This is a genomic window from Bacillus sp. TH17 (assembly GCF_016651125.1).
In the GTDB taxonomy this organism is placed as follows: domain Bacteria; phylum Bacillota; class Bacilli; order Bacillales; family Bacillaceae_G; genus Bacillus_A; species Bacillus_A mycoides.
Genome location: NZ_JAEKEN010000001.1, coordinates 4415792 through 4431710, shown reverse-complemented (window position 1 = coordinate 4431710; position 15919 = coordinate 4415792). Strand labels below are relative to the sequence as shown.

Annotated in this window: 14 protein-coding genes and 1 other annotated feature; of the genes, 6 read left to right on the top strand and 8 right to left on the bottom strand. The window is 35.3% G+C overall.

Going from position 1 to position 15919, the window contains the following annotated elements; all coding sequences use genetic code 11:
- Positions 1-55: 55 nt before the first annotated feature.
- The 5 genes from uptA (at position 56) to JFT95_RS22900 (ending at position 4351) form a co-directional block, all read left to right on the top strand.
- A complete protein-coding gene (gene uptA / locus JFT95_RS22920) occupies positions 56-649 on the top strand; it encodes an undecaprenyl phosphate transporter UptA (RefSeq protein WP_000900199.1) in 594 nt (197 codons plus the stop codon).
- Between the two features lie 136 nt (positions 650-785).
- Positions 786-1220: a DUF3920 family protein gene (locus tag JFT95_RS22915; RefSeq protein ID WP_002015986.1), complete on the top strand. Its 435-nt coding sequence runs from the start codon at positions 786-788 to the stop codon at positions 1218-1220.
- 113 nt (positions 1221-1333) lie between these two features.
- Positions 1334-1744, top strand: a complete 411-nt coding sequence (locus tag JFT95_RS22910; protein WP_201053317.1) for a MarR family winged helix-turn-helix transcriptional regulator — start codon at positions 1334-1336, stop codon at positions 1742-1744.
- A 51-nt stretch (positions 1745-1795) separates the two neighbouring features.
- Positions 1796-2494, top strand: a complete 699-nt coding sequence (locus JFT95_RS22905; protein ID WP_201053316.1) for a pirin family protein — start codon at positions 1796-1798, stop codon at positions 2492-2494.
- Between the two features lie 207 nt (positions 2495-2701).
- Positions 2702-4351 (top strand): M4 family metallopeptidase, encoded by a 1650-nt coding sequence (locus JFT95_RS22900; protein WP_002129824.1) that lies wholly within the window; start codon positions 2702-2704, stop codon positions 4349-4351.
- A 44-nt stretch (positions 4352-4395) separates the two neighbouring features.
- On the opposite strand, the gene JFT95_RS22895 is transcribed toward JFT95_RS22900, so the two are convergent.
- From JFT95_RS22895 to JFT95_RS22880, 4 genes are all read right to left on the bottom strand, one after another.
- Positions 4396-4713: a metal-sulfur cluster assembly factor gene (locus JFT95_RS22895; protein ID WP_002015982.1), complete on the bottom strand. Its 318-nt coding sequence runs from the start codon at positions 4711-4713 to the stop codon at positions 4396-4398.
- Between the two features lie 118 nt (positions 4714-4831).
- On the bottom strand, positions 4832-6523 hold the full coding sequence (locus JFT95_RS22890; protein ID WP_201053315.1) for a methyl-accepting chemotaxis protein: 1692 nt from the start codon (positions 6521-6523) through the stop codon (positions 4832-4834).
- A gap of 227 nt (positions 6524-6750) precedes the next feature.
- On the bottom strand, positions 6751-8445 hold the full coding sequence (locus tag JFT95_RS22885; protein WP_002129822.1) for a methyl-accepting chemotaxis protein: 1695 nt from the start codon (positions 8443-8445) through the stop codon (positions 6751-6753).
- A gap of 416 nt (positions 8446-8861) precedes the next feature.
- On the bottom strand, positions 8862-9680 hold the full coding sequence (locus JFT95_RS22880; RefSeq protein WP_201053313.1) for a class I SAM-dependent methyltransferase: 819 nt from the start codon (positions 9678-9680) through the stop codon (positions 8862-8864).
- Between the two features lie 113 nt (positions 9681-9793).
- Positions 9794-10064: a binding site (T-box leader), on the top strand.
- A 50-nt stretch (positions 10065-10114) separates the two neighbouring features.
- Here JFT95_RS22880 and metG point away from each other — a divergent pair.
- Positions 10115-11749: a methionine--tRNA ligase gene (gene metG, locus JFT95_RS22875; RefSeq protein WP_201053311.1), complete on the top strand. Its 1635-nt coding sequence runs from the start codon at positions 10115-10117 to the stop codon at positions 11747-11749.
- A gap of 190 nt (positions 11750-11939) precedes the next feature.
- Here the strand turns inward: metG and JFT95_RS22870 are convergent, their stop codons facing one another.
- The 4 genes from JFT95_RS22870 to JFT95_RS22855 form a co-directional block, all read right to left on the bottom strand.
- Positions 11940-12842: an EamA family transporter gene (locus JFT95_RS22870; RefSeq protein ID WP_002015976.1), complete on the bottom strand. Its 903-nt coding sequence runs from the start codon at positions 12840-12842 to the stop codon at positions 11940-11942.
- Positions 12843-12980: 138 nt separating this feature from the next.
- Positions 12981-14420: a sensor histidine kinase gene (locus tag JFT95_RS22865; RefSeq protein WP_012261947.1), complete on the bottom strand. Its 1440-nt coding sequence runs from the start codon at positions 14418-14420 to the stop codon at positions 12981-12983.
- The gene (locus JFT95_RS22860; RefSeq protein WP_000148832.1) at positions 14398-15063 is read right to left on the bottom strand and encodes a response regulator transcription factor; all 666 of its coding nucleotides are present in this window, start codon (positions 15061-15063) and stop codon (positions 14398-14400) included. Before JFT95_RS22860 ends, JFT95_RS22865 begins: the two co-directional genes overlap by 23 nt.
- A gap of 364 nt (positions 15064-15427) precedes the next feature.
- On the bottom strand, positions 15428-15889 hold the full coding sequence (locus JFT95_RS22855; RefSeq protein WP_002015973.1) for a L,D-transpeptidase: 462 nt from the start codon (positions 15887-15889) through the stop codon (positions 15428-15430).
- Between the last annotated feature and the right edge of the window lie 30 nt (positions 15890-15919).

Here is a 15919-nt window from a genome sequence, read left to right as displayed (position 1 = left end):
ATTTACTGCTTGTACTTTTATTTTTTGCAATGAAAACAGTAAAGAGAGGTAAATGATGTTAGGAGAGTTGATTCATTCAGTTTTAGTTTTTCTAGAAGGACTTGGTTATTGGGGAATTATGCTGGGATTAATGATAGAGGTTATCCCAAGTGAAATCGTATTATCTTATGCAGGTTATTTAGTATCAACAGGAAGCATTACATTTTGGGGGGCTGTCGCGTTCGGTACAATTGGTGGTGTAATCGCACAACTATTCATTTATTGGATCGGTCGATACGGAGGAAGACCTGTTCTTGAGCGATATGGAAAATATATTTTGATTCAGAAGAAACATATTGATTATGCTGAAGCGTGGTTTAATCGTTACGGAACTGGTGTTATTTTTACAGCGCGTTTTATTCCTGTTGTGCGTCATGCTATTTCGATACCAGCGGGTATTGCGAAAATGTCACATGCTAAGTTTATTACGCTAACTACACTAGCTGTTATTCCATGGTCAATTGTATTTGTATATTTAGGTTTTAAATTAGGAACAGAGTGGGAAAGTATTAATAAAGTAGCTGGGCCATATGTGAAATACTTTGCACTTGCTGCTATTGTTTGTGCAATTGGTTATTTTATATTAAAAAAAATGATGAAAAAAAAGTGATTACGGAAAAAGAATCTATGCCGACATAGATTCTTTTTTATTGTCATTTTTTAAAGGATGAAAGTGTATGTTTAATATTTACCATATTGTGGCATATATATAGGGAAAGGGAGTTTAGGAAGGGGATTATTGAGAAATGGAACTCCAGTTTCAAAATGTATATCAACAAGTTGAGAATTGGTATGTGTTGGATTCGGAGCTTCCTTGGGATGTCAAAAAGTTAAGAAATGATTTGTTTTCTCTTATTGAAGTAAGTGCAACGCCAGTTATTTTTTGTGATACGTGTGATGCGAATCATGTACTTTTATCATTAGGAGAAGAAGAAGAGGAGTTTTTATTCCCAGTAGGTGGTTTTTATCATAAAGAAAAACAATTAATTTTCGTTTGTATGTGGGAAGAGTATGAGCAAGTGCTCAAAACGCTATTGCATGAATTCAGGCATGCGATGCAGCATAAGGACGATGTACTATATGTTGGAAATGAACTATACGAAGAAAGATGGATTGAGAAAGATGCGAGGCATTTCGCGGAGAGGAAGCTAGATGAATATAAAAATAGAAATTTAATCTGAAGCATAGTGGAGAAAAATCACTGTGCTTTTATTTATTGCTAATTAAAAATAAGTAGTTGACCTTTAATAAGTTTAGTTCTAAACTAATAGTATCAAATGAGCGAGGTGATGGAATGAAAGCAGGGGAAAGACTTGGAGTACTATTATGGTTTCGTTTATCACGCTTTTATAATAGAAGTATTCGTGAGAAGAATCAGCATTTGAAAAAGTGGAATGTATCTGCCGCTCAGTTTGATGTATTAGTTCAAATTGGAGGAAACGATCGTTTAACGCAGCAAGAACTTGGAAATAAGTTGTTTGTTACGAAAGGAAATGTTACTCAACTTTTAAATAAGATGGAGCAACTAGATTGGATTCAGCGTGGACAAGAAGGTACTACGAAATATATTTCATTAACAGAAAAGGGAAAGGTTCTATATGAAGAAATAGTCCCGCCGCAAGAAACATTTCAAGCAGAGCAATTTGATAAGTTAAATAGAGAAGAACAAAAACAATTATTAGAATTACTGAAGAAGTTGCAGTGATAAAAATTAAAAATAATTATCTCGATTTCGAGATAATATGAGGTGAAGGATATGTTTAGAAAAATTGATCATAAAAATATGGGAAGAGCAAATCATGGGTGGTTAAATACACATTTTCATTTTTCCTTTGCAAATTATTATAATCCAAACAACATGAATTTTGGAGCAGTACGTGTTATGAATGATGATTTAATAGCGCCACAAACTGGTTTTGATATGCATCCGCACCGTGATATGGAGATTATCTCTTACGTTATAGATGGTGAATTAACACATGAAGATAGTATGGGGAACCGCGGGACAATTGAGCGTGGGCATGTTCAATATATGAGTGCAGGTACTGGTGTATTTCACAGTGAGCATAACTTAGGAAGTGAAACATTACGTTTATTGCAAATTTGGATTTTACCAGACCGCGACGGTCATAAACCAAACTATGGTGAGTTTAAATTTGATTGGAGTAAACGTGAAAATGAGTGGTTCCATATGGTATCTCCTTCTGATGGAGATGCACCAATTCATATTCACCAAGATGCAAATTTATATTCTTTATCATTAGAAGCTGGTAAAGAAATTCATTTTCCTGTTAAAGAAGGACGTCAATTGTACCTTGTACAAATTGAAGGTAGCAGCGTTGTAAACGGTGAAACACTCGTAATGCGTGATGCAGCGGAGGCTGTAGAAGAAGATATTCACATTCAAGCGAAAGAAAACTCTCACTACTTAGCGATTGAAATGAAAATGGAATAAAGTGAAACTTTAACCCATGGCGGTTTTAAGTATGTGAATAGTGAGATGAAAAGTTATAGGGAAGAGGATATCGAAAACGATATCCTTTTTTGTGTGAGTTAAATTAACAGAAAAAACTTTCTCAATTTTTGAGAGCAGGTATTGGAAAGATTATTCAGAATATTTATAAAGGTGTTAAAAACTTTTAGGGAAATGGGGAGTGTTAGATTGAAAAAGCAAGTAATTTCATCAGCATTAGCATTAACTGTTATCGCAAGTGGGTTTGGGGCATTTGGAGCAACTACGACGAAAGCAGAAGAGCAAAAAATCCAGTATCACCAAGAGTTTAAAACACCAGCTTACATAGGTGAAGAATGGAAAGCGCCGGAAGGATTAGATAAAAAAGAGACGGTCTTTCAATATTTAGAGAGTAAAAAGGATATGTTTAAACTAGCGGGAAATATTGACAAACATTTCAATATCGTTGGTGAAGAAAAAGATGCTGAGTCTGGTACAACACATGTGAAGTTAGTTGAGAAGCATAATAACATTCCTGTGTATGGTTCAGATCAAACGGTTACGCTTGATAAAGAGAACAATGTAAAAGCATTTTTCGGACAAGTTATTCCGAGTTTAGATGATAAAAATATTCCTACATCTGCAAGTATTAGTGCGGAACAAGCAGAAACGATTGCAAAAGCTAATATTGAGAAAGAAATTGGTAAAGTAAAGAATTATGATGGTGTGAAAAAAGATTTATATGTGTATGAAAAAGATGGTCAATACTATCTTGCATATCTTGTAAAAGCGTCGGTTTCGAAACCAGCTCCAGGATATTGGCATTACTTTGTTGATGCAACAAATGGAAATGTTATTGAGAAATATAATGCTGTAGATAACATTACTGGATTTGGTTACGGAGTATTAGGTGCTAGACAATCATTTGAAATTGCTCAAGATACGAAAACAGGAGCGTTCAACTTATTTGATGGTACACGAGGACAAGGTGTCCATACATTTGATGCAGAGAATATGAACGAAGACTGGTTTAATTTATTCTCACAAATTCTTGGATATACAGGAGAAGAAATTGGAAGTAAATCTAAGTTCTTCGAAGATAAAGCGGCAGTTGATGCGCATGTGAATGCAGGAAAAGTATATGATTATTATAAAAAGACATTTAACCGTAACTCTTTCGATGATAAAGGTGCAAAACTTATTTCTGCTGTTCACGTAGGTGAATCTTGGAATAACGCAGCGTGGAACGGTGTACAAATGATGTATGGTGATGGAGATGGTAAGACATTTATTCCATTATCAGCTGGCCTAGACGTTATTGGCCACGAATTAACGCATGCTGTAACTGAACATACAGCAAACCTTGTATATAAAAATGAATCAGGAGCGTTAAATGAATCGTTATCTGATATTATGGGCGTCATGGTTGAGAAGAAGAGCTGGGATTTAGGTGCTGATATTTATACACCTGGTAAACCTGGAGATGCACTTCGTTCTCTGAAGGATCCAGCATCTATTCCAAACCCATTAAAACCAGGTGAAGGTTACCCAGATCACTACAATAAACGTTATACTGGAACAGCTGATAATGGCGGCGTTCATATTAACAGTAGTATTAACAATAAGGCGGCGTATTTAGTTTCTGAGGGCGGCACGCATTACAATGTGAAAGTAACTGGAGTGGGCCGTGAAGCAACAGAAAAAATTTACTATCGTGCTCTTACAAAATATTTAACTGCAAACTCTGATTTCAAAATGATGCGTCAAGCTGCACTTCAATCAGCAGAAGATTTATTCGGTAAAAACTCTAAAGAGGTACAAGCTGTAACGAAAGCTTATGACGCTGTAGGAGTAAAATAATAACAGAAAAAAGACCTGACTGGATTGTCAGGTCTTTTCCTTATTTAATCACGAATACCTAGTGCGATTTTCGCCATACGCGACATACGTTCTTTCGTCCATGGCGGATTCCATACAACGTTTACTTCTATTTCATTTACTTCAGGTACGTTCGTTGATAATACTTTTTTAACGTCTGATACGATTTGGCCAGCCATTGGACAACCGATAGAAGTCATCGTCATTGTAACGACAGCATTATTATTTTCATCTGCTGTAACGTCATAAACTAATCCGAGATTGATAATATCAACACCTAGCTCAGGGTCAATAACAGCTTCTAAGTTTGCATATAACTTTTCTTCAAATGCTTGTTGTGACATGTGTAGCACCCCCTAAATATTAATGATATCGGTTCTCATTATAACGGATATGCGGGATAAGTGCAGGAAATGAGCTCAAAAAAATATTCCTCCCTGAGAGGAATATTTTTTTGAAAAGCTATTCAGTTTTAAAATGAGATACAAGCTGATCTAATTCTTCAACTGTTTGTTTCATTTGTTTTGCAGTGAGAGTCATTTCATTCATCACGATGACTTTCTGTTCAGCAGATTGTGCCGTTGCGGCTGTTTCACTAGATACTTCATTTGAAATAGAAGCGATGTTATTAAGTGAAGCGTTCATTTCTTCAGCGCTTGCAGCCATTTCTTCAGCAGTTGCTGATATGTCTTGCATTTGAGTTGATACTTTATTTACTTGTTCAACAATTGTTGTGAAAGAAGTACCAGCCTCACGAACGACAGTAATGCCTTCAAATGCTTCAGAGCGGCCTTGGGACATCATAGAGCTAGCGGTCTCAGTATCATTTTGAATTTGGTGCAGCAATTGGTTAATATCTTTTGCCGCTGTTTTTGATTGTTCAGCAAGTTTACGAACTTCATCAGCTACGACAGCAAATCCTTTTCCTTGTTCACCGGCACGAGCAGCTTCAATAGAAGCATTTAAAGCAAGTAGATTTGTTTGTTCAGCGATATTAGAAATAGATTGTACAGCGGTATCAATATATTTTGTATGAGTGATTAGACGTTCGACTACTTCTGATGTAGCATTTACAGCTTCATGTATCGTTGTCATTTGTGAAACAGATTTTTGGATAACAGTACTTCCGTCGTTAGCGTGTTCAGATGTAGCTACAGCAAGTTCGGCTACAGATGAAGCAGATTCAGCGATACGCTGAACACTTATTGCCATATCATCCATCGCAGTCGAGCTTTCTTCCATACTAGAAGTTTGCGATTGAATACTTGAATTTAAGTTGGACATCGAGCTTTGAACTCTTATTGTTGCCTCGCGTGATGTATTAGTCTTTTCTAGCATATTTTCAGAAGCTGTTTGTACTTCTACAGATGTTTTTTGAACACGATTAATGATATGTTGCAGGTTTTCTAACATTTTATTAAACGATGATGCAATTGCACCGATTTCATCATTGCTATTTACTTGTAGACGGGCTGTTAAGTCGCCTTCTTGAGAGGCTAATTCTTTTAGTTTAGTATCAATTTGTTGAATTGGTTTTACAAGCTTACCAGAGAACCACCATGCAAGAATAATTGCAGTTACAATACAAATAACAAGTGATAAGAAGACAACATATTCAATTCGTAGTGAAGATTGATCAATTTTTTCAATAGATTGTTCACGTAATTTAGCTTGTTCATTACTGTAATTTGTGAAATCACCGATTACTTTATAAACAGTGCCATTCTCTGTAGAAGCTACTTGTAAAGCTTCTTCCCATTTTTGTTCTTTTGCAAGAGTGAATACTTTCTCTTCAATGAACTTTCTCCAAGTGGATCCTAATTCCATTGTGCTTTTCACGGACTGAGAAGTGTTAGGGTTAGAAAGAAGTTGCCCTTTTGTATCTTCAAGACGTTTACTCATCTCATTAAACTTGTCTAATTCGACTTGATCATGTTGTAGTAAATAACCTCTTAAAGCAGAAAGTTGTACTTGATAAGCGTCTCCGCGCTCTTTCAATTCTGTTGCAAGAGGAGAAATTTCTTTTTGTAATGTTTCAGCTTTATGAGACTGATCCATGGTAAAGAATAAAATAAAAGCTAAGGCGATGCCGAATAAAGCGCAAATCATTCCCATCATGAACATTAGTTTTTTTCGAATGCTAATAAAATTCATATGATAAAAATCCTCCTTGTAAAATCTTAGTATTAGAATTAATTAATTAATGTAAAAAATTGAAAGAAAGCTTTACTCCATCTGGAATAAAGCTTTCTTCTTTCCTTTAGGAATTATAGCAGACAGAATGGGAGATAGAAAGAGATATTTTAGCGTGAAAAAGAGAGACTCTAAATCGCTCTTTCTAACAATTTAGAGTTCGTAGAAGTATAAATGAAATTTTCATTTTAACTATTTGTTTTGAAATGAGAAACGAGCACTTCAAGTTCTTGCACAATTGTTTTCATTTCTGATGATTTTTTAGCAACGACACTCATTTTGTTTACTTGGTCACCAGCTGAAGTTGCTGTTTTCGATGTTTCGGCAGCAACTTCATTTGAAATAGAAGCGATATTATTTAAAGCTGCATTCATTTCTTCAGAACTTGCGGCCATTTCTTCAGCAGTTGCAGACATTTCTTGTATTTGTGTAGAGAAATTGTTAATGTGATTAACAATTTCTGAGAATGAAGATCCAGCGGTACGAATGACTGTAATTCCTTCAGAAGCTTCTGACTGACCTTGTGTCATCATGTCATTTGCTATTTTTGTGTCCGCTTGAATTTGATGAAGTAAATGGTTAATGTCATTTGCTGCTAGCTGAGATTGTTCAGCAAGTTTTCGTACTTCATCGGCAACAACAGCGAATCCTTTTCCGTGTTCACCAGCACGGGCCGCTTCAATAGAAGCATTTAAAGCGAGCAAATTCGTCTGCTCGGCAATATTAGAAATAGATTGAAGTGCAGTATCAATATGATTCGTATGTGTAATGAGTCGCTCTACCACTTGTGATGTAGCGTTAACAGCTTCGTTAATTGTATGCATTTGTGTAATAGATTTTTCAATGACTTTATTTCCATCATCTGCTTTTTCAGAAGTTGTAACAGCTAGGCTAGCGGCAGAAGAGGCAGCTTGTGCAATGCGCTGAACACTCGTTGCCATATCATCCATTGCGGTTGAACTTTCTTCAATGCTAGAAACTTGTGAACGAATATTGTGCTCAAGAGCATTCATAGTCTCTTTAGTTTTTGCGGTATTTTCCATAGAAGCAGTTGTTTCGATAAACACATTTTCAGAAGCTTCTTTTACACTTGTTGATGTTTGTTGAACTTGCTTTATTATACGCTGTAAGTTAGCAAGCATTTGATTAAAGGAATTTGCGATGTCACCAATTTCATCTTTACTCGTTACGTGTAATCTAGCGGTTAAATCGCCATCTTGAGAAGCTAATTCTTTTAACTTCGCATCAATTTGTCGAATCGGTTTAACGAGTTTACCAGAGAACCACCATGCCAATAGAATAGACGTTAATGTACATGTAATGAGTGAGAAGAAAATAATATATTGAATAAGGGATGAAGAAGACTCTACGTCAGCAATTAATACGTCCCGTTTGTCATTTTCTTCATTTGCATATTTAGTAAAACGACTTAAAAGATCATTTACATAATCTGTTTGAGCAAGAGCAATTTTGGATGCTTCATCCCATTTTCCTTCCCGTGCAAGAGGGAGGACTTCATTATCTACGACGCTGCGCCATTTTGCTCCCATTAAAATGGCCTCTTTCATTCCTTCTGGGAGTTTTTTATCACTTGTTACTTTCTCCCTAGTATCAGCTAGTTTTTTTCCTTCCCGGTTGAATTTATCCAATCCTTTTTGGTCATGTGATAGTAAATATTCTTGTAAACCAGCGACCTGCGCTTGGAACCAATCGCCACGTTCTTTTAAAATCGTTGCTCTTTTCGATACATCATTCTTTAATGTTTCGATTTCACTTGCTTGATTCATCGCGAATGAAAGAATAACAATAAGAGCAATGCTAAATAAGGAAGAAATGCTTAAGAGTGTGAACAGTAGTTTTTTTCGAATGCTAACATATTTCATTGTTACCCCTACCTTTTTTGAAAAAACTATTTATTGTAATTTATAAATATTGAGAACGAAACTAATAAAAACATAATTAAGAAGTTATTAATCTGTTCAATGAAAATTATAGCAGATAATGGAATATGGCAGATTAATGTGAGTAAATGTTCTTAAAATGTATACATTTGTATATCAAAAAATTCATAAATAAAAATCAGAAATGGTATTGTAATTTGAAATAACATCCTGTATACTTCTAATTAGTTGATAACGATTATCACTATCAACTAAACATTACTCTTCGTTATGTTGGTCATACCCCTTTTTGACGACGTAAGTCAGAGACGAATGTTGAAATATCTTGTGTCCTATTCTACAGAATTATGGTAATCTCCAACCTCAACTTATATGCGTAAGCATGCAAAAAAAGGATCCTATCCGTGAAGGGATCCTTTTTTGCATGTTGTCGCAATTAATGTATATAGACCAGGTATACGCTCTTCAATGCCCTCTGGTGCAGTAGAAGGGAAAACCCACTTTTGATGAGATCCGTGTTCTTCAATCAATTTTTCAACCTTGAAATTTGTTTCTGCCATTGATGTAATGATTTCTCCTAGTATCCAGCGCCTAATTTTTGTTTTCGGTAAAGCGTATTTCTGTGATCCCGTAAGGAGAGTACTATAAGCTACGTCATCTTCAATAAGTTCCTCGTCGAAATAATTTCCATTTGCTCGAAATGATGGATGATCTACTCCTAATAATTTTGTATAAACGGGATGATAGTCACGTAGTATAAAGGTCCCATCTTGTTTTAGTAAGTGAGAGATTATATGAAAGAGTGGCTTTAAGTCTAAAAAGTAATGGAGCACGCCAAGTTCCAGTAACACGATATCAAATGATTGGGATAGATTTAAATCTAGTACATCGGAAATGATATATTGAATAGAGACACCAGCAGCTTCGGCTAGTTCGGTTGCATATTTTTCATTACTTGCTGAAATGTCTACAACTGTTACATCGGCTCCTAAAAGAGCAAGAGCAACTGCTTTATTTCCTTTTGATCCGAGTAAATTAATAATACGCTTTCCTTTTGGAGATTGTATGTAAGGTAAATAATGATTTACCTCGCGCATGGGATCTTCCATGAGCTTTTTCGCATAATCCTCTGGCGCCCCGTGGCGATTTGTCCAAGCTTCATAAGCAGCTGCGTTCCAGCTTTTTTCATTAATAGTACTTAGTTGTTTTTGATTCAATTTTTTCACTCCTTTTGTGAACGTATAGTTATTCGGTGAATGAGTAGGATTTCCTGTTTTTTTGAATAAAAGTTTGATTTTTCTGTTGTTAAGTCGTAAAATACGTTTTATACATAAAAGCGTTGAAAAGGAAAAGTAGAATGGAACCATTCTTTCCAGAGAGCTTCGGTAGCTGAGAAGAAGCAAGAATATTCATTTGAACAATGGCCTTTGAGCTTCGTCCTGAACTTATCAGATGATAATAGTAGGCGGCGACGAGAGTTGGTACTCGTTATCAAAACCACAGTATAAGAGCATATAGCTCCGTACTTGTTAAGGTTAGTTATGCGAATGACTGACGAAATAAGGTGGTACCGCGACTGTTTATACAGCCCCGCCCTTATCTTTTTTAAGATAAGGGCGGGGCTTTTTATATTTTAAAGGAGGAATATAAGATGAGTATTTTTATTGGAGGCGCTTGGCCGTATGCAAATGGTTCGTTACACCTTGGACACATTGCTAGTTTGTTACCAGGAGATATTTTAGCACGTTATTACAGGGCAAAAGGTGAGCATGTGTTGTATGTTTCAGGAAGTGATTGTAATGGAACACCGATTACAATTAGAGCAAAGCAAGACGGTGTGATGGTGAAAGAAATTGCTGATAAGTATCACGAAGAGTTTGAGCGATGTTTTCGTAGCCTTGGTTTTACTTATGATTGCTATACACGTACAGATAGTGAGCATCATCATGAAACTGTTCAAAAAGTCTTTTTGCGTTTATTAGAAGAAGGCTATATTTATAAAAAAGTAGTTGAACAAGCTTATTGCGAAACGTGTACGCAATTTTTACCAGATCGTTATGTAGAAGGCCTTTGTCCACATTGTCATGAGGCAGCAAGAGGAGATCAATGCGATGCTTGTTCTGCCATCTTAGATCCACTCGATTTGTTAGAAAAGAAGTGTAAGTTATGTGGTAGTACGCCATCAGTACAGGAAACAGAGCATTTCTATTTTGCATTGCATAAATTTCAGCAGCAAATTAAAGAGGTCGTAGAAATTGCAAAGCAGAAAGGAACATGGCGCGACAATGCAATTCAATTAACAGAGAGATATTTAAAGGAAGGATTACAAGATAGGGCAGTGTCACGTGATTTACCAATTGGGGTACCAATTCCGGTGGCAGGATATGAAGATAAGAAAATTTACGTATGGATTGAAGCAGTGACAGGATATTATTCGGCGAGTAAAAATTGGGCTGAAGAAACAGGGAAAGATGATCAAGAGTTTTGGGATAAAGAAGCGAAAACATATTATGTACATGGTAAGGATAATATTCCGTTTCATTCAATCATTTGGCCAGCGGTATTACTTGGAATAGGAGAAGAAGCGATCCCGCGTCATATCGTTTCGAATGAGTATTTAACAGTAGAAAAAAGAAAATTATCGACAAGTAAAAACTGGGCAGTATGGGTACCTGATATATTGGAACGCTACAATCCCGATTCTATTCGTTACTTTTTAACAGTTAACGCACCAGAAAATCGTGATACTGATTTTTCATGGCGTGAATTCATTTACAGTCATAATAGTGAATTGTTAGGTGCATACGGGAACTTTGTGAACCGGACATTAAAGTTTATTGAAAAATATTATGGTGGTGCTGTACCGAAGGGAAGTATTGATTTAGAGCTGAAAGATAAAGTAGAAGGATTATATAAAAGTGTAGGAGAGGCGATTGAACAAACTAAATTTAAGGTGGCACTAGAAACAATATTTGATGCAGTACGCTTTGCAAATAAATACTTTGATGAAAAGCAGCCTTGGAAACAAAGAGAAGACGACCCAGTTTCATGTGAGGAAACAATTTATAATTGTGTTTACCTAATAGCAAACTTTGCACAACTGCTTGAACCGTTTTTACCGTTTTCAAGTGAAAGAGTTAGAAATACATTATCGAGTGTTAAAGTAAATTGGGAACCTCAAAATACGTTGCCAAACCGAATTGATAATGTACAGCCATTATTTGAGCGAATCGATGTAAAACAAATTGAACATGAGGTAGAGAAGTTATATGGAGCGGTAAAGTGAAATATAAGGAAAAGACCTTTCAAATAAATGAAAGGTCTTTTGTTATGCTGTATAACCCTCTTTCTTATCTTTCAAAAAGAAAAGCACAGCAAGGATTACGAGAATAATAGCCGCAATATCATATGTTATTTTGAGTAATAAAGTTTAACATATCGTAACTTTATTCACATTTATATACAAGTTGATGTTGTCACGCACTATGCACACGATTATGTTTTTTTTCTTTCCTAGCAGTAAGTAGTTGTGGTGTGAAAATACCGAGTAATATAACCACAATACCAATCCACTGCATTGGCGATACAACTTCATGAACAAGTGTAATAGAAGCGATAATTGCTGTTGGTAATTCAGCTGCACCTAATATTGTACCAAGTCCCGTTCCGACTTTTGGTACACCAATTGAAAAACAAATGACAGGTATAATAACCCCGAACAGTCCAAGGAAGAAAGCATATTTCCATAGGCCTGCTTGTAAAGCGCCGTCCGTTAAAAAGGTAGGCGGGAAAAATAAGCATACAATAAGAGTAGCACTCGTTGTCATAAGAAAGCTTTTCGTATAAGGCGGAACATCTGTAGCAACGCGCCCGCTTACAAATACATAGAATGAGAAAGAGACGGCAGCTAATAGTCCGAAAATAATACCTTTCGTAGAAAAGTTTTGTCCAAGACCTTCAAATACTCCACCAGCAAACAATGTACCAGTAAATAAAATAATAATAGATATAACTTTCTCACGGCTTGGGAATGTCCGGTTGGCAATTGCTTCGATGACTACACCAATCCAAGTGAACTGAAAGAGTAAAACGACAGCGATAGAGGCTGGCAATTCTTCTACGGAAATAGCATAGAAAATACCTGTCATACTCATTGTTGTGCCGACTGTTAGTAACGAAAAGAATTGTTTTTTTGATACTTTATGACGTGAAAAGAACAGAACGAGTAAAAGGAGCCCAATCCATCCGAAGACATATTGCCCTCCTAGTAGTTGGTGTGCGGAAAATCCGTCAATGAATCCGAGTTTAAAAATAGTTGAAAGTACGCCGTAGCTACAAGCGCCGAATAAAACTAGTAATGAATACTTAAATTTCTCCATAAAAATCCTCCTTTTAAATAATAAAAAACGCCCGCTATCCAAATAAGGATAACGGGCGAACGAAACAGAGTAAGATACTCTACAAAATTCCGCCATTCATACGAAGTATGAATTTGGGGTATGAAATTAGAGTAGGTTTTACATTGCTTTTGGGAATACAATGGAGCATTTTACACCTTGAGGTGTGTTCTGTATTCCATAAGGAAACTGATGTTTATCTAATATTTGTTTTACAATATATAACCCAAGACCACTACCTTGTACTAAGCCATGTTTGTCAGGATTTGCGCGATAGAATGGTTCAAATAAATGGGCAAGTTTATCTTCATCAATTTGAGAACCTGTATTTAATACTTCTAATGCGTAACCGTTTGGCTTTTCATAAAGTTTTATATATACATGCTGATGGTCAATTGTATAATGAATTGCATTTGAAATAATGTTAAAAATAGCAGTTTGCATAAATTTAGGATCAGCTAAAATTTGTGCATCTTGTTTAATGTTAGATTGAACATTTAATTGTTTTACAGATACAAAATAATCTACTTTCTTTATAACGTCCTCAATAATATTAGTTAATGAGATAACTTTTAAATTTGGTTTAAATTGAGGGTTTTGTATTTTGGATAATTCTGACACTTTTTCCGTTAATATGTTAATATCTTGCATCATCTCATATGAACGTTTTAAATATTTATCTCTATCTTTATAAGCGCCAATTCCGTGAATCATGCCATCGAGTTGTCCCATAACGGCTGCGATTGGTGTTTTTAATTCATGGGATATCATAGACATAAATTCTTTACGAGATTGTTCTAACTGTTGTTCCTTCTTGAGTTCATTTCTTAAATCTTGATTGCTTTCATGTAAATTTTTCACAATAGTAGGTACTTGTGAGGCAGCTACTTGCAAATTAAAATCTGTTTGATCTGTATTTTTGTTAAGTAGCTTTTTATCTGAGAAATCAAGATTCATAATATCTTTTAAAGCATCGCTCATATATCGGAAAGGTTTGGCGATTATTTTTGCGTAGATTAAAGATCCAAGCAGAGATAATGCTAGCATTGTCGCCCCAATATGTGGAGCTAACTGCTGCAACACATCTGTTAACTTTGGATTATCATGTGTATCATTTGCTTTACTTGCTGCATTTTGTGTATGTAAGGCATCATTGTTAGTAACTTGCTTTTCCGCTTCTGTAAGTGAAGACGTTGTGTTACTTTTCCCCGGAATATTTTGTGCATGTTCTTTTGCTTTTGCAGTTTGGCTAGGCTGCAAAAGATGATTGATGGCTGTAGAGAGTGCTTTCATGTCTATTTGAGAAGATTGAAAATTAGAGATGCTACTCTCTGACACAGCTTTATTTTGCTTTGTTTTACTTTGGTCGTTTTGTTTGTCTGATTCCGCTTGTTCCGCAGTTTGCGTTCCAGAAGCTTTCAAACGATCTTTATCGTAATTCGAGGCTAGAAAATAAATAATTTGATAAAGACAAAGTGATAACAGAATACAAAATAATAAGGTTTTGATGAATATATTTTTGGTGATGTTGTCTTTGCTACGATTCGATTTTGTAGCCAATGCCTTTCACCGTTTTAATATAAGGAATTTCTAATTTTTTTCGTAAGTTTTTAATATGTGTATCTATAACCCTCACATCACCATAATGTTCATAGCCCCATACCTTATTCAACAAATCACTTCTTGATAGTACTTTTCCCCGATTTTGCAGTAAAGTATATATAATTTCAAATTCTTTTGTGGTCAATTCAATTTGATTACCATGAACATAAGCGGCATATGCTGTAGAATTTAACATCAATTCATGGAATTGTAGTATAGTTGCAGCTTCTGCTTCCTTTGTTGCTGCCCTTCTTAATACAGCTTCTACACGTTTTATAAATACGGTGTAATGGAACGGTTTTGTAATATAGTCATCAATACCTAACTCAAATCCTTTAATTTCACTTTCTTCATTATGTAAGCCTGTTAACATAATGATTGGTACATCAGATTGTCCTCTCATAATTTTACAAATACTATAGCCATCTATATCTGGTAACATTACATCGAGGAGGACAAGATCGTATGAATTTTTTTGGAAAAGAAGAATGCCTTCTGTTCCAGCACCAACTACATCAACAGTAAAGTTTTGTGCCATTAGAAATTCACGAATAAGTTCTTGTATATCTGGGTTGTCTTCAATCACCAGTATATGCGTCATAGTAACACCTCCTAAATAACGCTTTTTACTGCAATATTCGAATTCATCATTTTTTGGATGACTCAGATTGTTTATACATATAATAAGCCCCCGCTATAAAATAGTAATGAAAGTAGCAAGGGGGATTGTTTAGTGTCACTGAATAGTTCAGAATTACAGTAGTTCTATTATAGTATGTATTGTAAAATTTATAAAATATTATAACTGTATAATTTTAATATCTATGTTTATCAATGTTACGATGATGTTGAATGCAATCTATTTTTATTATATATGTAAATACAGTTGTTTTGCTACTGTAAATGAATAAATAAAATAAGCCAAGACATAAAATTCTTGGCTACACATAAATCTTGTTCTTAGGCTAATTTACAGTGACAGTAGCTTGTTGCTGAACGCGCTCAAATAACCAGTGAATATCATTGTTAAACATACGAATACAACCAAGTGTTGTTGCTTTCCCGATTGCTTGATTATTGTTAGTTCCATGAATCGCATACGTTGTTCCGTAAGTTCCTGCCATATTTAATCCGAGCCAGCGGTCCCCAAGTGGATTACGTGGATCGCCGCCTTTAATTTTTCCTGTATAGTAAGGACGGTTTTTAATTTTATTTACGATTTGAAAAGTACCCTTAGGTGTTGGTGTTGCTGCTTTTCCAGTAGCGACAGTGAAACTTTTTATGAATTTTCCATCTTGATAATAATCCATTTTATTTATTTTTGTGTTTACGATAAGCTGATCTTTCGTCGTAGCTGCTTCTGCAGTAGTGAATGGAAGAGTTAAAAATCCTAATGATAATAGCGCACTTAATAATAGTTTTTTCATTATATTCTCCTTTTACTTATTGTAGTAGTC